9 protein-coding genes and 2 pseudogenes are annotated in these 15,090 nt (G+C 60.9%); 5 read left to right on the forward strand and 6 right to left on the reverse strand.

All coding sequences use genetic code 11. The features are described 5' to 3' along the window. Positions 1-159: 159 nt before the first annotated feature. The 3 genes and pseudogenes from rimJ to AB4P91_RS01705 all read left to right on the forward strand — a co-directional run. The gene (gene rimJ, locus AB4P91_RS01695) at positions 160-747 is read left to right on the forward strand and encodes a ribosomal protein S5-alanine N-acetyltransferase (protein ID WP_395604186.1); all 588 of its coding nucleotides are present in this window, start codon (positions 160-162) and stop codon (positions 745-747) included. A 224-nt stretch (positions 748-971) separates the two neighbouring features. Further along, a pseudogene (locus tag AB4P91_RS01700) lies at positions 972-1,952 on the forward strand (methyl-accepting chemotaxis protein); the annotation flags it as partial. A gap of 309 nt (positions 1,953-2,261) precedes the next feature. Further along, positions 2,262-2,858, forward strand: a pseudogene (locus AB4P91_RS01705) (methyl-accepting chemotaxis protein); the annotation flags it as partial. A 198-nt stretch (positions 2,859-3,056) separates the two neighbouring features. Here AB4P91_RS01705 and AB4P91_RS01710 read toward each other — a convergent pair. From AB4P91_RS01710 to AB4P91_RS01735, 6 genes are all read right to left on the reverse strand, one after another. Further along, a complete protein-coding gene (locus tag AB4P91_RS01710) occupies positions 3,057-4,430 on the reverse strand; it encodes a DUF1329 domain-containing protein (protein WP_395604187.1) in 1,374 nt (457 codons plus the stop codon). A gap of 149 nt (positions 4,431-4,579) precedes the next feature. Then, complete coding sequence (locus tag AB4P91_RS01715) at positions 4,580-6,538, reverse strand: DUF1302 domain-containing protein (RefSeq protein WP_395604188.1); 1,959 nt, start codon at positions 6,536-6,538, stop codon at positions 4,580-4,582. A 48-nt stretch (positions 6,539-6,586) separates the two neighbouring features. Beyond that, a complete protein-coding gene (locus tag AB4P91_RS01720; protein ID WP_395604189.1) occupies positions 6,587-7,876 on the reverse strand; it encodes a phospholipase in 1,290 nt (429 codons plus the stop codon). Between the two features lie 239 nt (positions 7,877-8,115). Continuing rightward, complete coding sequence (locus tag AB4P91_RS01725; protein WP_150688988.1) at positions 8,116-9,684, reverse strand: FGGY-family carbohydrate kinase; 1,569 nt, start codon at positions 9,682-9,684, stop codon at positions 8,116-8,118. A 20-nt stretch (positions 9,685-9,704) separates the two neighbouring features. Continuing rightward, positions 9,705-11,297, reverse strand: a complete 1,593-nt coding sequence (locus tag AB4P91_RS01730; RefSeq protein ID WP_395604190.1) for a glycerol-3-phosphate dehydrogenase/oxidase — start codon at positions 11,295-11,297, stop codon at positions 9,705-9,707. Between the two features lie 5 nt (positions 11,298-11,302). Then, positions 11,303-12,898, reverse strand: a complete 1,596-nt coding sequence (locus AB4P91_RS01735; RefSeq protein WP_395604191.1) for an FAD-binding oxidoreductase — start codon at positions 12,896-12,898, stop codon at positions 11,303-11,305. A 209-nt stretch (positions 12,899-13,107) separates the two neighbouring features. On the opposite strand from AB4P91_RS01735, the gene AB4P91_RS01740 reads away from it, so the two are divergent. Both AB4P91_RS01740 and AB4P91_RS01745 read left to right on the forward strand, forming a co-directional pair. Beyond that, positions 13,108-14,124, forward strand: coding sequence for an AraC family transcriptional regulator (locus AB4P91_RS01740; protein ID WP_395604192.1), 1,017 nt, complete (start codon positions 13,108-13,110; stop codon positions 14,122-14,124). Positions 14,125-14,636: 512 nt separating this feature from the next. Continuing rightward, positions 14,637-15,002 (forward strand): DUF6124 family protein, encoded by a 366-nt coding sequence (locus tag AB4P91_RS01745; protein ID WP_395604193.1) that lies wholly within the window; start codon positions 14,637-14,639, stop codon positions 15,000-15,002. Positions 15,003-15,090: the final 88 nt, after the last annotated feature.

Genomic DNA, 15,090 nt, shown 5'->3' on the forward strand with positions numbered 1-15,090 from the left:
GCGGGCTTTTTTTGCCTGTTGTTTGGCTGCCTTCAGTAAACCGACTCACCTGAGATCCCTCCATAACTTTCCGTACAGGATCAGGCAACTCACAACCCGTTTGTATTTTCGGGCGCCCCGGGCAATTCTGTCCTTTGACACCCCTGCCCGGAGCGATCGATGCCGTTGTTGACCCTGCCCTGCCGACGCCTGACGCTCGCCATCCTTGCCCCGGATCAGGCAGAACTGGAAAGCGATTTCTATCAACGCAACCAGCGCCACCTCGCGCCATGGTCGCCTATTCGTACGACCGACTATTTTTCCACTGCACAGATTCGCCGTCGTCTGGAGATCCAGGCCAGTGCCTTTGACGCCGGGTTGGCGATGCATTTCGCGCTGCTGAGCGCGGACGGCCAGCAGATGATCGGCGCCTGCAATTTCAGCGGCATCATTCGCGGGGCGTTTCAGGCGTGTTATCTGGGGCACCACATCGATCAGGCTCAGCAAGGCCAGGGCCTGATGCAAGAAGCGCTGGAGACCGGCATCGGTTACATGTTCGAGACACAAAACCTGCACCGGATCATGGCCAATTACATCCCCGGCAACGAGCGCAGTGCACGGTTGTTGGAGCGACTAGGCTTCGAGCAGGAAGGCTACGCCAAGGCATATCTGAACATTGCCGGACGTTGGCAGGATCATGTGCTGACTTCGCTGGTCAACCCGGGCTTCGAAGCACCGGGTCAGCGCTGGTCACGGCGGCTGGGGTGATCTCCACGGGCGCTCGCTGACAGGTGAATAGTGGCTTGCGAGCGCCTGTTACAAACTCTGTCCGACAAAAAACCTTTCAGCTCTCGCGTTTGCTGCCGATACAGACCTGCTAACACCCTTGCTGGCTCAAAAAACAACAATCTTCCAGCTTACCGACGATCAAGAAACACGAGTTTCTGGAGGATATTGTGATGAATAGCTGGTTCGGCAACATCAGCGTGAACATGAAACTGGGCCTGGGCTTCGGCCTTGTCCTGGCACTGACCTGCGTTTTGGCCCTGACCGGCTGGACCAGCCTGGGCGGCCTGATTGACCGCAGTAACTGGATGAGCGACATCACCCAGCTCAACTCCGGCCTGACCAAACTGCGCGTGGTGCGCCTGCAATACATGCTGACCAACGGCGACGAAACCGCTGCGCAGAATGTACAGACCACCCTCGACGGCTTCGCCGCGCAACAGCAGAAGCTCATCAGCAGCTTCAAGAGCCCGGAAAACGTCAAACTGCTCAAGGAGCAGGCGGCGACCATCGCCGAATACCAGACATCCCTGAACAAAATGCGTAACGCCTATCGCACCGGCAACACCGCGCGCGACACCATGAGCGTCAACGCCGAGAGCGCGTACAACCAGATCGAGTCGATCGGCAAGCGCGTTCAGCAAATGGAAATGAGCGAGCAGCGTTTCGCGCAGTTCCAGGCCATCAGTGCCGCCAAGGAAGCGTTCATCCTCGCCCGTTACGAAGTGCGCGGCTACACCGCCACCACCAACGCCGAAACCGAGCAAAAAGCCATCGGCCAAATCGACGTGGCGATCGCCAGCCTCAAACAGCTGAACGTGCATTTCGCTGATACTCAGCCAGATGCCCTGCGTCAGCTGGAAACGGCGTTGACCCATTATCGCAGCGCGTTGATGGCCTATAAAAACGCCAACAGCGAAGCCGTGCAGGCGCGTAAGGAAATGACCGATCAGGGCGCCACCATCGTGACCCTGAGCGAGCAGCTGTATCAGATTCAGCTTGACCGTCGCGACATCGAAAGCGCTCAGGCGCGTACCTTCCAGTTGATCAGCACCCTGCTGGCCCTGCTGGTTGGCGTGATTGCCGCGGTCATCATCACCCGTCAGATCACCCGCCCACTGCGAGAAACCCTGGCCGTGGTCGAGCGCATCGCCAGCGGCGACCTGACCCAAAACGTCACCATCACCCGCCGCGACGAACTCGGTGTGCTGCAACAAGGCATCGCGCGCATGGGCGTCACCCTGCGCGACTTGATCAGCGGCATCCGCGACGGCGTGACCCAAATCGCCAGCGCCGCTGAAGAACTGTCGGCCGTTACCGAGCAGACCAGCGCCGGTGTGAACAGCCAGAAGATCGAAACCGATCAGGTCGCCACCGCCATGCACGAAATGACTGCCACCGTGCAGGAAGTCGCGCGCAATGCCGAAGAGGCTTCGCAAGCAGCCGCTGCGGCTGACGGCGAAGCACGTGAAGGCGACAAGGTCGTGAACGAGGCCATCACACAGATTGAGCGTCTGGCCAGCGAAGTGGTGCGTTCTACCGAAGCCATGAGCGTGCTGCAACAGGAAAGCGACAAGATCGGCAGCGTCATGGACGTGATCAAAGCCGTCGCCGAACAGACCAATCTGCTGGCGCTCAACGCTGCAATTGAAGCGGCACGTGCCGGTGAAGCTGGTCGTGGTTTCGCCGTGGTCGCCGACGAAGTCCGTGGCCTGGCTCAGCGCACGCAGAAATCCACCGAAGAAATCGAAGGCCTGGTCGCCGGTTTGCAGAACGGCACCCAGCAAGTCTCGGCAGTGATGAACAACAGCCGCGCCCTGACCGACAGCAGCGTCGCCCTGACCCGCAAGGCCGGTGCATCGCTGGAAAACATCACTCGTACGGTGTCCAACATCCAGTCGATGAACCAGCAGATCGCCGCCGCTGCCGAACAGCAAAGCGCCGTGGCCGAAGAGATCAGCCGCAGCATCATCAACGTTCGTGACGTGTCTGAGCAGACCGCCGCAGCGAGTGATGAAACCGCCAAGTCCAGCGTTGAACTGGCACGGTTGGGTGGTCAGCTGCAGCAGATGGTGAGCCACTTCCGCGTTTGATCCTGATTTCGCGCTGAAGCAATAAACCAATCGCGGGCAAGCCCGCTCCCACAGGGTTTTGAGTCGTTCACAGATGTTGTGTTCGACTCAGAACGTGTGGGAGCGGGCTTGCCCGCGATTGCGTCAGGCCTTGCAACTCAATGCCCCGGAAAACTCGCATCATGCAGGGGCCGTGTTCGATCACAAGTCAATGGATCCTCACCGGGTGCCACGTTGGCGCAATGCCGACGGCATGAAGTACGCATCCTCAGGCGCAGGTTGGGCGAAGTCCACGGTTTCCGATTCTTCGTTGTCGAGGTTCTGCACGTAGTAACGGCGTGCCTGCAAGTCGTGGAAAACGTCGAGGGCGCTCCAGGTGGTGGGCAGGTCGTAGAAGTTTTTCAGATAGGCCATCGACACGCGCCACAACTCCCCTCGCCCGTCGTATTGATCGACCAGCGCAGCCCCCCAACTGTCCTCATCCAGAAACAGCACGCGCTTGGAATAGATGTGTCGCGAACCAGGTTTGAGGTTGCCTTCCACCACCCACACGCGGTGCAGCTCATAGCGGGTGAATTGCGGGTTGAGGTGGCCCGGGGTAAGCAGTTGCGCGTACTTCACGTCGGGGCTGCCGACTTTGTAGTTGTTGTAGGGAATGTAGATTTCCTGCTTGCCCTTGAGCTTCCAGTCGTAGCGATCCGGGGAACCGTTGAACAGGTCGGTGTCATCGGCGGTGCGCAAGCCATCGGACGAGGCGATCGGCGTGTCGTACGCAAGGTTCGGCGCGCGGCGCACGCGGCGTTGGCCGGCGTCGTAGATCCAGGCCTGGCGCGCATCCTTGAGCTGGTCCAGGGTTTCGTGCACGAGCGCTGCACCGCCCGCCAGCCGTGCCGGGCTTTTCACAAATGCCACGTAGTAGAAGAGGATGTTTTTCAGGTCGGCGAACTGTCCACCGGGACGGTAATAGTTGAACAGCGCTTCCTGTTGCGAGGTCACCAGCGCGAAGCTGCCGTTGCGCTGGACCGGCGCCTCGGAGGCACGCCGTACAACGTAGATGCCGCGATAACGGGTGATGTGGTTCCACAGCACTTCGACGCCATCCCTGGGCACCGGGAACGGCACGCCGCCGTAGGCATCGGAGAACCCGCTGCCACCGTCGAGCAACTTGGCCGAGGTCGCATTTTTCAAAGTGTTGTCGTACAGCCATTGCGGCGCCGAACCTGATCGACGCGAAGGATAGACCGGCATCTGGAAGGTGTCGGGGTAGCTGTTGAAGAGCGCAATCTGGCCCGGGCTGAGATGGGATTTGTACTGGTCGAGATTGGCTTTGGTGATGGTGAACAGCGGTTTGTCCGCCGCAAACGGATCGGGGTGATGCTGGCCCGGTTTGTAGCCTGCCGGGGCCTGGGTGATGCCGCCGGTCCAGGCCGGGATAGTACCGGCTGCGTTGCCGGCGCGCTCGGCGCCGAGTGGGGTCAGGGTGGTTTTCAGTTGTTCGGCTTGCTGGGGGGTGATGGCGGCCAGTGCAGTGCCGGCGGCCAAACTTAGCCACAACGCGAGTGATGTTTTTGTCAGCCTTGAAGTGTGAAACATGATCTTCTCCAGAATGCAGAAACCTGTGGGAGCTGGCTTGCCAGCGATAGCGGTGGGTCAGCCACCATTGATGTCGAATGTGCTGCCGTCATCGCGGGCAAGCCCGCTTCCACAGGGAAAATGAGTGCCCCAGAAACCGCGTCTGAAACTCACAGGAAATACTTGAGGTTGAACCCGACGTTGTCGCGATCGCGAATGCCGTTGTTTTGCCCGCCGCCGTAGAACTCGGTGTACTGCAACTCGGCCTCGAGCTTGTTCTGGTAGTTGGCCTTGATCCCCAGCGTGTAGGCCTTGCGACCTTCGATGGTGTTACCGGCCTGATAGCTGTTGCCCTTGAAATCATCCTTGTAGACGACGTACGGCGAAACGTTGACCCCGGCATACACGTCGTTCCACGTGCCGTTGAGCATCGCCGTGTAGCTGTAGGAATCGCGGTTGACCTGATCGTCACGCTCACCGCCGGACACATAGGAATAGTTACCGGTGCCGGCGTAATAACGATTGCTGCCGTCGAAAGCGGTGTATTGCAGGTTGCTGCCGCGCAGGTGCTCGGAGGCCAGTTCGAAGATGCCGAACAGCGAGTCGAACGACCCGGTCGGACCGAAGTTGTAGATGGTGCCCAACGAGGTATTGAACGCTTCAACGCGCTCGGCGTTGTTGATCTGGCTGTCGAGGGTGACCATTTGCCCGCCGACATTGATCGACTGGCCCGTTACCGCCGCAGCCGCACCGTTGGCCAGATCGCCGATCAGGTCGTTGGTGGCCGCAACGCCGATGGGCAGGTTCGGCCGATAAGCCACTTCGCCGAACACCGAGGCCTCGCCCAACGTGGTGTTGAAGCTGAAACCGTACATGCGGATGTCTTCGGCATAGCGCCGATGCGCCTGGATGTTGCCCATCACATCCGCTGTGGCCAGACCATTGGCGAGTGCCCCGGCCTGACTGCCGGCGACACCGGCCAGCAGGTTGGTCAGGGCGTTCATGTCGATGCCGCTGTACCCCCCCAGATCCGCCGCAATGGTCGGCTCCTTGGCGTGGTAATTAACCAGGTACAGGCCAAACTCAGTGCTGTTGAGCTGCTCGGCGATGTAGCGAAAGGCAAAACCAAACTGGCCGTCGTTGCGCGCGTTGTAGTCCTTGCCGACGGACGCCACTTTGAGCGTGTTGCCGTATGCCGGGGTTACGCCGTTGGCGTACAGCCCGGTGGATTGCAGGACGGGGCCGAGCAACGGGTTGTTGCCCAATGCGCTGTACAGACCGATGACGTTGCCAAATCCTGGCACGGGCGTGTCGAGAGCGGTGCCGCTGAAATCGTTGTAGCCGGTGTTGCCGCCGTCGGCGAACAGATCGGTTTGCGAGTAGAACGTGCCGACCGGATCGATGCGGGTTTCCTTCCAGTTGGTCTGGTAGAAACTCTCCAGGGTCAGGCTGTCAGTCAGGCCGATGTTGAAGCTCAGCGCCTCCACCGGCACCAGCACTTCCTTGACCTCGGCGCCGGGCAAACGGTACTTGGCCGCGTCCACCGGATTGGTGGTGTTGATACCGCCGCGATAGAAAATCCCCTCGCCCCAGTTGAACACCTGACGGCCGACGCGCGCCGTCACCGGCATCTGCGCGACGTCCCAACTGCCGTGGACGTAAGCGTCGAGCATCTCGATCCGGCTGCCGGCGATGTCGCGGGTCTGGCGGGTGAAGCGGTCGTCCTGCGGGTAGCTCTGGCTCGGTTGTGACGGATTGTTGTTGCGGTAGTAATCGTTGCGTTTATCCATCAGTTGGGTGTCGTAGAACGCGGTGCCGCGCACGAACAGGCCGTAGTTCTGATAGTTGGCCTCAAGCTCAGAGGTGATTTTGTACACCTCGGAAACCAGCCCGGTGTCGAAGTTGCGATTGCCGTCGTTGGTATTGACGTCATCGTTGGTTTTGTCGCGCCCCTGCACCCGCCACAAACGACCATAAGACAAGGTCGTGTCAAACGAACCGGTGACCTGTTTATCCAGCACACTGAACTCGGCGGCCTGCACCCCGTCGACCGCGCAGAATTGCAGCAGCCCTGCCAGGCCGACACCGGGTAGCACCGCACCAGACAGGCGCAATCGAGTGTTGATCATCTCTTCCTCCTTCCCTGATTTTTATTGTTTTTGGTCCTGCCGCGATGGCTAGGGCGCTAGTCCCGCACTGACATAAATCCGGCTGTGCGCGCCAAAATGGCCGAGCAGTCTGAACAGCTGTTGATTGAGTGCCGGATGGTCGAAATCTTCCCGGCGCAACTGATTGCCGCTGCTGAAATCATTGGTGACCGGCGCCGCCTCCAGCCACTGGCCGATGGCTTCATCGAACGCGGCGGAGTCATCAACAGACTCGGCGCTGACCACCTCGCGCAGGTAGTCCACGGAGTACGGTGGATACTGTTTGTCCTGGGAAAAATCGGTGTAAGCGTCGAGCATCGGATGCGCTTGCCCGGCGCGCAGCAAGCGTCGCAGCCAGGTCGTCTGGTATTTCTCGACCTCCATATGCCGCGTCGCAACACGCTCGATTGACGCCTGTTTGTCGCCCGCAAAACCGGCCAGCGCCTTACCTTCCAGCAGCAGAAGGCTGGCAAGATCGACGCCGGGCAACGGCTTGGCGTGATACGGCTGGGTCAGGTCCTGGACGTGGTGCAGGCCCCAGCCGAGAAAGCGATAGCCCCAGTAAGGATGGCCGCTGGCAAACGCCAGTCGCGCCAGGCCCATGTATTGATACGCGCGCCAGTGCGGCCAACTGCGCTCGAGAAAACTGGCAGCGGCATACACCACCGGGCTCTCGTGGAAGAAGCCCATGTGGAAAGGAGCCTGGGAACTGTACTGAAACCGCGCATCGCCAAAAGGCTGCGGGCCGAAGCCGTATACCGCGCCGACTTCGCCCGGATTGTCGCTGAACAGATTGATGTCGTGACCGTAATCCGGTTCGTCGGCAGCGCTGGCCAGCACCGCAAGCGGCGCGACTTTTTCGCCTTCAGCGACAACGATGAAGCGCTGGCGATTCCATGGCGAGAGCGTCTGCTCGACCATGACTTGCTCGGCGTTGAGGTGTTCGCGTTCCGGCAGATCCTTGCCCGGCAAAGGCTGGATCACCATCGCCAGATGAATCTGTGGATTGATGCGCAGCGCGGTGAGGAAATCGTGGCGCAGGTTGTCCCCCGGCACGGCGGGCAATTGCAGATTGTCGGGGCGCAGAGGGTATTGGGCGAAGTGCTCGCGGGCGAAGCGTTCCTGTTGCTCGAGCAGCGCAACCACGGCCGGATATTGCTGCGCAAGAAACTGCTCCAGCGGCTCGACTTCAATGTCTGAAGCGTCACGCAGCGCCGGCAAATTCTGCAACGCCAGGTAGCTGCCCACCGTATGGTTCGACCAGCCCCAAGCGCTCGGGGCCGTTGCACAAAGCAGCAACAGGAGGAATGTCAGCTTCATTGCTTGTGATTCTTATTGGAGATGCCGTGGGGGATGAGCCTAACAACCGACCCCGCCGCTGACACTGTCCAATCTCACCAGAAAAGCTCTCCGATAGCGCCATATCGCAAGACCTGAAACCACCGGTGACCATTGTGGGAGCGAGCTTGCTCGCGAATGCGGTGGGTCACTGAAATCGCCATTGACTGACACACCGCTTTCGCGAGCACGCTCGCCCCCACAGGGTCTGCAGTGTTTTCTTAAGCGGGGTAACCGGTGATTTTCCGGATGCTTTGGTACAGCGGCTTGAGCTGGCGATACATGCGCAGGTAGACCTCTTTGTACAGTTGCTCGTAGATTTTTTGCGCCTCGGGTTGCGGCATGAACACCGCGCCCACCCGAGTCATCGCCGCGATTGCCGTCGGGAAATCCGCATGCAGCCCCAGCCCCACCGCGCAGCAAATCGCCGCGCCCAGGCCGGACGCTTCATACACGTGCGGACGCTCGGCGGGCAGGCCAAAAATGTTCGCCGTCAGCTGCATCGCCGCATCACTTTGCGAACCGCCGCCAGCAACACGCAGCCGTTTGACCGACACCTTCGAACGCCGCTCGATGTTCTCCAGGCCCTGGCGCAAGGCGTACGCCAGCCCTTCCAGAATCGCCCGGTAAATATGTGCGCGGGTGTGCACATCGCCGAAGCCGATCATCGCGCCTTTCGCTTCCACGCCCGGCTCGCGAATGCCTGGCGACCAGTAGGGTTGCAGCATCAAACCCATCGATCCCGGTGGCACCGCATCCACCAATGCATCGAACAATTGCTCGGGCTCGATGCCCTGCTCCTTGGCCTGCTGCATCTCGCGCAAACCGAACTCGTTCTTGAACCAGCTGACCATCCAGTAACCGCGATAAATCATCACCTCGCAGTTGAATTGATCAGGCACCGCCGACGGATAAGGCGGGATCAGCGGGACGATTTCCAGATAGCGCGAGCGGGTGCTGGTGATCGTCGCCGTGGTGCCGTAGGACAGGCACACCGTGCTCGCATCGACCACGCCGGAGCCGACCACCTCGCAAGCCTTGTCGGCCCCCGCCGCAATCAGCGGCAGCCCTTCGGGAATTCCGGTGTGGCGGCTGGCTTGCGCGGTGATGTAGCCGAGGGTTTCACCGGGTTTGTGCAGGGTCGGCAGTTGCTCGGGGCGCACGGCCAGGGCCTGCCATTTCCAGTCACTCGGCGCGGCCCACTTCAGGCGTTTGAAGTCGAACGGCAAGTAGCCGACGCAACACCCCACCGAATCGACAAATCGCCCGCACAGGCGATGAGTGAGAAACCCCGAGAGCAGCAAAAACTTGTCAGTCGCCGCCCACACGTCAGGTTGATGCTTGGCGATCCAGTTGGCCTCGGCCTGGGCGCGAAAATAGTCCACGGTAGCCTGCGCGCCGACCAGTTTGAACAGCCAGCCCCACGGCCCTTTTATCCCGCCTTCTACCTCGCTCTGGCGTTGATCGAGCCACAGAATCGCCGGGCGCAACGGTTTGCCTTCGGCATCGACATTGATCACCGTGCCGCGCTGTGTGGTCAGGGAAACGCCGGCAATCGCTGAGCGATCAATGCCGGTTTGTTGCCAGACTTGCTGGCAGGCCTCGCCGAGTTTCGCCCAGTAATATTCCGGGTCCTGCTCGGCCCAACCCGGCTGTGTCGAGTAATAGGCCTGCAACTCGACTTTGCCCTTACCGAGCAAATTACCCTGTAAATCGAAGAGCAGCGCGCGCACGCTTTGGGTGCCGTTGTCGATAGCCAACAGGTAGCGCTTGTTCGGGTGGTTATCCATGGAGCTCTCTTCAAGGGGCATCAAGGCGTGGCATCCGGCAAACCGTGATGGCGTTGCCACAACGCCTGATAACGCTGTAACTCATGCTGCCAGTGTTCGTCGCTCCAACCCAATCGCGGCTGACAGCGTTGGCGGATGGCGGCGAAATAATCTTCGCCACCGCATGGCAGCAACAGGCCCAATCGGGTACGGCGCAGCAGCAGGTCATCGAGGTGCAGGACCATTTCTGCTTCGCAGGCGAAGGCCAGTTCAGCCCACAAGGTGTCGGTGTTGCCGACCGTGTCGTGGCCCAGTTCCGTGAACAGTTGCGCCAGCCTTGGCAGGTCCCGGCCATGCCGCCCGGCCAGACGCCGCCACTGCTGCGCGCCCAGTCCGGGGATCGCCAGCGGCGGCACGGCGGCGAATACCGGCGCGGCGTCATCATCAAACGGCCGATCAAGCATCGCCGCGCAAGCCTTGAGTACTTCGATGGCTTGCGGACGAAACGTCGTCAGTTTGCCGCCGGCCAGGGTCACGCAACCCGGCTCCTGCCACAGCACGTGCTCACGGGTTTCGTTAGACGGTTTGTCTTGATTCGCCCCGGCGCCACCGACCACCGGACGCACGCCCGACCAGGTCGACAGCACATCGGCAGCGATCACTTCGGCGCCGGGGAACTGTTGCGTGCAAGCCGCCAGCAAGTAGTCGAGTTCTTCAGCGCTGATGCTCGCGCTTTGATCCAGATTTTCGTGATGATCCAAATCCGTGGTGCCGACCACTGTCGCGCCCTCCCACGGAAAAACGAACACCGGTCGCCGATCACGCTCGTGCAAAAAGGTGAACGCCTGCGCCACCGGCAGACGCCAGCCCGGCAACAACAAATGACTGCCGCGCAACGGGCGCAACTGCCGTGGTGCCTCGGCGGGTCGTAGGCGTTCAGCCCAGGCGCCGGTGGCCACGGCCAGCACGCCACAGCGCAATTGCAGGGACGCGCCAGCCTCGCAGTCCTCAACCTGAACCCCGCGCACGCGCCCGTCTTCACGCAGCAAATGCTCAACGCGCAAACCGTTTAGCACCACCGCACCGTCGGCCCGCGCCTCGCTCAACACACGCATCACCAGCCGCGCATCATCGGTCAGCGCATCGACAAAACAGGTGCCGCCGAGCAGTTCGGTTTCCTTCACCCCCGGCGCTAGATATCGCAGTTGCTGCGCGTCATGAAAACGGTGGCTACGCCGCCCGGCCAAGGCGTCGTACACCGAAAGCAAACCACCCAACACCCGTGGCCCGGGAAAGCCGCCGCGATAGTGCGGCATCATGAAACTGATCGGCTCGACCAGCCCCGGCGCTTCGTCGAGCAGGCGCTGACGTTCGCGCACCGAGTCGCGGGTCAATCGCCATTGACCCTTGGCGATGTAGCGCAAACCGCCATGGACCATTTTCGACGATCGGCTGGACGTGCCCCAGGCAAAATCGCGCTGCTCCAACAGCAGGCAGCGCCAGCCACGGCGCGCGGCTTCACGCAGGATTCCGGCGCCACTGATCCCGCCGCCGATGACAATCAGATCCCAGGTTTCATCGGCCAGCGTCGGCAAAACCTGCTGGCGCCACGCGGCGTTCCAGTGCGCAGTCATGGCCGTCACTCCGGCAACAGCGTGCCGGGGTTGAGGCGCCCGGCCGGATCGAAGTGCCGGCTCAGCGCCTGCAAGGTGTCCATCGCCAGCGCACCTTTCTCGCGCAGCAGGTACGGCGCGTGATCCTTGCCCACGCCGTGCTGGTGACTGATGGTGCCGTGGTTGTCGACGATGGTCTGGCTGGCCGCGTGCTTAAGCGCCTGCCAGCGCGCCAGCGTCGCGGGGTAATCCGCCGCTGGGCGAAACACGTAGGTGGTGTAGATGCTCGAACCCTCGCCGTAGACGTGGGACAGATGAGTGAACACATGCACCCGCTCGCCTTCAGCGGCCAAGGCATCACGCAGGCTGTTTTCGATGAGGTTGAGCAGGTTGTCAACATTGCTCCAGTCGGTGGCGGTTTCGAGGGTGTCGACCACGTAACCGGCGTTCCACAGGTTCTCGCGCAGGTAGGGGAAACGGAAGCGATTCTGTGCCCATTTCTTGCCGAGCAAGGTGCCGGTGAATACGCCGCCAAAGGCTTTGAGATGCTGCCGCGCTTGCTTCAGCGACAGCGCATTTTGCCGACGATTGCCGGTCACGCCGAAGGTCAGCAGGCACTTGCCCTCGCCTGCTCCCCGCAAGCTCAGGTACTTTTCCAGCCAGGCGATCTGCTGCGGATGGCCAGCCAACGCCAGTTGCGTTTCAGTCTCCACCGCGTTGGACAGGCGCAGCATCGACAGCGGCACCCGCGCCTGAGCTAATTGGCGGATGGCTTGCAGCGCTTTGCTCCAGCTCGGCAGAAAAACGCCGTAGAAACGTTCATCGGCGGGCAGTGCGCTGACCCGCACCTTGACCTCGGAAATGATCCCGAAACGGCCCTCACAGCCCAGCACCACTTCACGCAGATCGGGGCCGGCGGCCGAGGCCGGGAACGTGGGGATTTGCAGAGGGCCGGCGAACGTTTCCAGGATGCCCCCGGCGAACAATTGCTCGATCCGCCCGTAACGCAGCGATTGCTGGCCGCTGGAACGGCTGGCAACCCAACCGCCCAACGTCGACAGCTCCCACGACTGCGGAAAATGCCCCAGCGTGTACCCCCGCGCCCGCAACTGACTTTCCACCTGCGGACCACTGGCACCGGGGCCGAAAGTCGCCAACAAGCTGTGTTCATCAAGGTCGATCAGACGATTCATCCGCGCCAGCGACACCGTCACCACCGGCCGCGCGGAATCCGGCGGGTTGATGTGCCCGGCCACCGACGTGCCGCCGCCGTAGGGAATCAGGCACAGGTCCTGTTCATGGGCGAGCCCCAGCAATTGGCGAATCTGCTCGGCTGTCTCGGGGAATGCCACCGCATCGGGATAATGGCCCAACGAGCCTTCGCGTAATGCCAGCCAATCCGGCAGGCTCTGGCCGCGAGCGTGCAATAACCGGTCATGAGCATCGACGCTGTACAACGTGTGAGCCCGCAACCGTGATTCAGGCACGCGGGCCAGCGCTGTTTCCAGCGTCGCATCGGGCAGCGCTCGACCGTCGCCCAACCGTTCGGCGAGAAAACTCGCGCCCTGGGCCGGCAGTTCGACCACCGTGGTTGCATCTCCCCAGCCGTTCCAGCGTCGCATGCGTGTGTCCTTTTTCGGTTCTTATCAGCGATATTTCAGGCGTCCATACTAGTCGGCGGCCGAAAAGTGTCACGGTCGTATCCGGCCAGTTCGTGTAGCCAATTGAGTCAAACGTCGCGCAAGCGTCAGCCATTTACTTTAGCCGTGGTTTCAAATTACCTTTCAGGCATTCATCCGCTCATGCACGCTTTGATCAAGGGAATACGATCATGCAATCGCTCGGCTTCACCTCCGTTCCGCCGCTGCTCAAGTACCTGCGCCATGCCGAGCAACTGGGCATGGCCATCGAGCCTGCGTTGGCGGCGGCCGGATTGCAGGCGCAGCAGTTGAGCGACAACACCCTGCGCTTGCCGGGTGAGGCGCATGAAAAGTTGCTCGATTATTTCTGCGAGCACTCGGGCGATCCGCTGTTCGGGCTCAACGCCGCGAATTTTGTGCTGCCCAATTCATGGAGTGTGCTCGGTTACATCACCATGAACTGCGCGACCCTGGGCGATGCGATGAGCCGCATCATGCCGTTCGAGAAACTGGTGGGCGACATGGGCGTCAGCCGCGCCGAGGTGCAGGATGGCCAGGTACACCTGATCTGGACCTGCCGTTATCAGCGCCCACGGATTCGTCGGCATCTGGTGGAAAACGTCCTCGGTTCGTGGCTGCAATATGCGCGCTGGATTGCTGATACGCAGATGTCGCCAGCGGCAGTCTGGCTGGAACATTCGTGTCCTGACGAGGTGACGCTGGCGCAGTACGAAGCGTTTTTCGATTGCCCGGTGCTGTTCGATCAGCCGTATTCCGCGTTGATTGTGCCGCCGGCGTATTTGCAGTTGCCGCTGCGTCAGGCCGATGCGCAATTGCTGCGCACGCTGGAAGAGCATGCGATGGGGTTGATGGCGACACTGGAGGATGCGTCGCTTGCGCAACAGGTGAAGAGCATTTTGCGTCAGTTGCTCAAGGAGGGCCTGCCGCGCAAGGAGCAGGTGGCCGAGCATCTTGCTGTGTCGGTGCGCACGTTGCAGCGGCAATTGCATCAGGCGGGCACGTCTTATCAGCAAATTCTGGATGATCTGCGGCAGGAGTTGGCTGAGCACTATCTGTTGAACAGCACGTTGCCGATTCAGGACATTGCGCAGTATTTGGGGTTTACCGAACCGAGGTCGTTTCATCGCACGTTCAAGAGCCGGCGCGGGATGCCGCCCGGGGAGTTTCGGCAGACGCATCGGCGGTGATTGCACTGGCCTCTTCGCGAGCAAGCTCGCTCCCACAGTGAGTTGTGCCGTACACAAAACCTGAGTTCACACAGATCCACTGTGGGAGCGAGCTTGCTCGCGAAGGCGTACGTCGCCGCACCTCAATCCGATAGGCAAACCCTCGATTTCTGTAGCGCAATAAACCTCTCATACCGAAGCCGTTTAAAGACACCCGCTGTTACGCCCAAGAGCCTACAAATCCTTGCGCCGCTGCCTACGCCTAAGCCAGAATCCGCCGGCTTGTGCGCCCTGGAGCCTATCGGTAACTTGATTCCGTCGCTGATTTCCAGTGATCGGGTTTAGTAGCCCGGCATGTTTGGGGCGTATAGCTCATCAGATCGACAGGCCTTGCCTGAACGTTATGGTGGCTGTGCGCAGGGCGCCTTCGGGCGCGCCGGTTTCCCAGATCCCCGGTCTACTAACCTGCGCACAGCTGCCTCCACTTCTTTTAGTAGAGAAGCGTTGGCCAGCCTCCAATGAGGATCTGGTAAATGTTCAAAGTAACGCCAAACCCGCCGGTCACCGACCCGGCCTCGCCCTACGAATCTCCCGATTCAAAGAAATTCCACGAAGCCGCCGAGCGCGCCCTCGACCACTACCTCGGCCCGCCCACCGCCGAGATCATGGCCGCGCCTTACAAACCCAACGCGCTGTATATGGCCAGCCCCGAGTCCGATAACGAATCCCTGCTGGTGGACGCCAGTGAAACGCTCGGCTCGGCCACCGTCATGCTTAACAACCACGTAGCCATGGTGGAAGGCACCCACCGCAAAACCCTGCAAGGCATCGCGCAAGTGGTGATGCTGGCAGAGTTGGCGGTTAACCGGGTACTGGACAGATTAGTGCCGACTGAGTAGCGAAAAAGCCCGCTGGCAGACCGTAGTGGTTTGGCAGTGGGCTTTTTGTTTGGCTTGCGATTTTTTTACCCTCACCCCAGCCCTCTCC

Origin of the sequence: Pseudomonas sp. B21128 (assembly GCF_044218865.1) — a bacterium.
In the GTDB taxonomy this organism is placed as follows: Bacteria; Pseudomonadota; Gammaproteobacteria; order Pseudomonadales; family Pseudomonadaceae; genus Aquipseudomonas; species Aquipseudomonas iridis.

Coding starts and splice junctions, on each gene's coding strand:
- rimJ (WP_395604186.1), top strand. CDS start 160: ATGCCGTTGTTGACCCTGCCCTGCCGACGCCTGACGCTCGCCATCCTT.
- AB4P91_RS01725 (WP_150688988.1), bottom strand. CDS start 9,684: ATGGATAACCACCCGAACAAGCGCTACCTGTTGGCTATCGACAACGGC.
- AB4P91_RS01730 (WP_395604190.1), bottom strand. CDS start 11,297: ATGACTGCGCACTGGAACGCCGCGTGGCGCCAGCAGGTTTTGCCGACG.
- AB4P91_RS01710 (WP_395604187.1), bottom strand. CDS start 4,430: ATGTTTCACACTTCAAGGCTGACAAAAACATCACTCGCGTTGTGGCTA.
- AB4P91_RS01745 (WP_395604193.1), top strand. CDS start 14,637: ATGTTCAAAGTAACGCCAAACCCGCCGGTCACCGACCCGGCCTCGCCC.
- AB4P91_RS01720 (WP_395604189.1), bottom strand. CDS start 7,876: ATGAAGCTGACATTCCTCCTGTTGCTGCTTTGTGCAACGGCCCCGAGC.
- AB4P91_RS01735 (WP_395604191.1), bottom strand. CDS start 12,898: ATGCGACGCTGGAACGGCTGGGGAGATGCAACCACGGTGGTCGAACTG.
- AB4P91_RS01715 (WP_395604188.1), bottom strand. CDS start 6,538: ATGATCAACACTCGATTGCGCCTGTCTGGTGCGGTGCTACCCGGTGTC.
- AB4P91_RS01740 (WP_395604192.1), top strand. CDS start 13,108: ATGCAATCGCTCGGCTTCACCTCCGTTCCGCCGCTGCTCAAGTACCTG.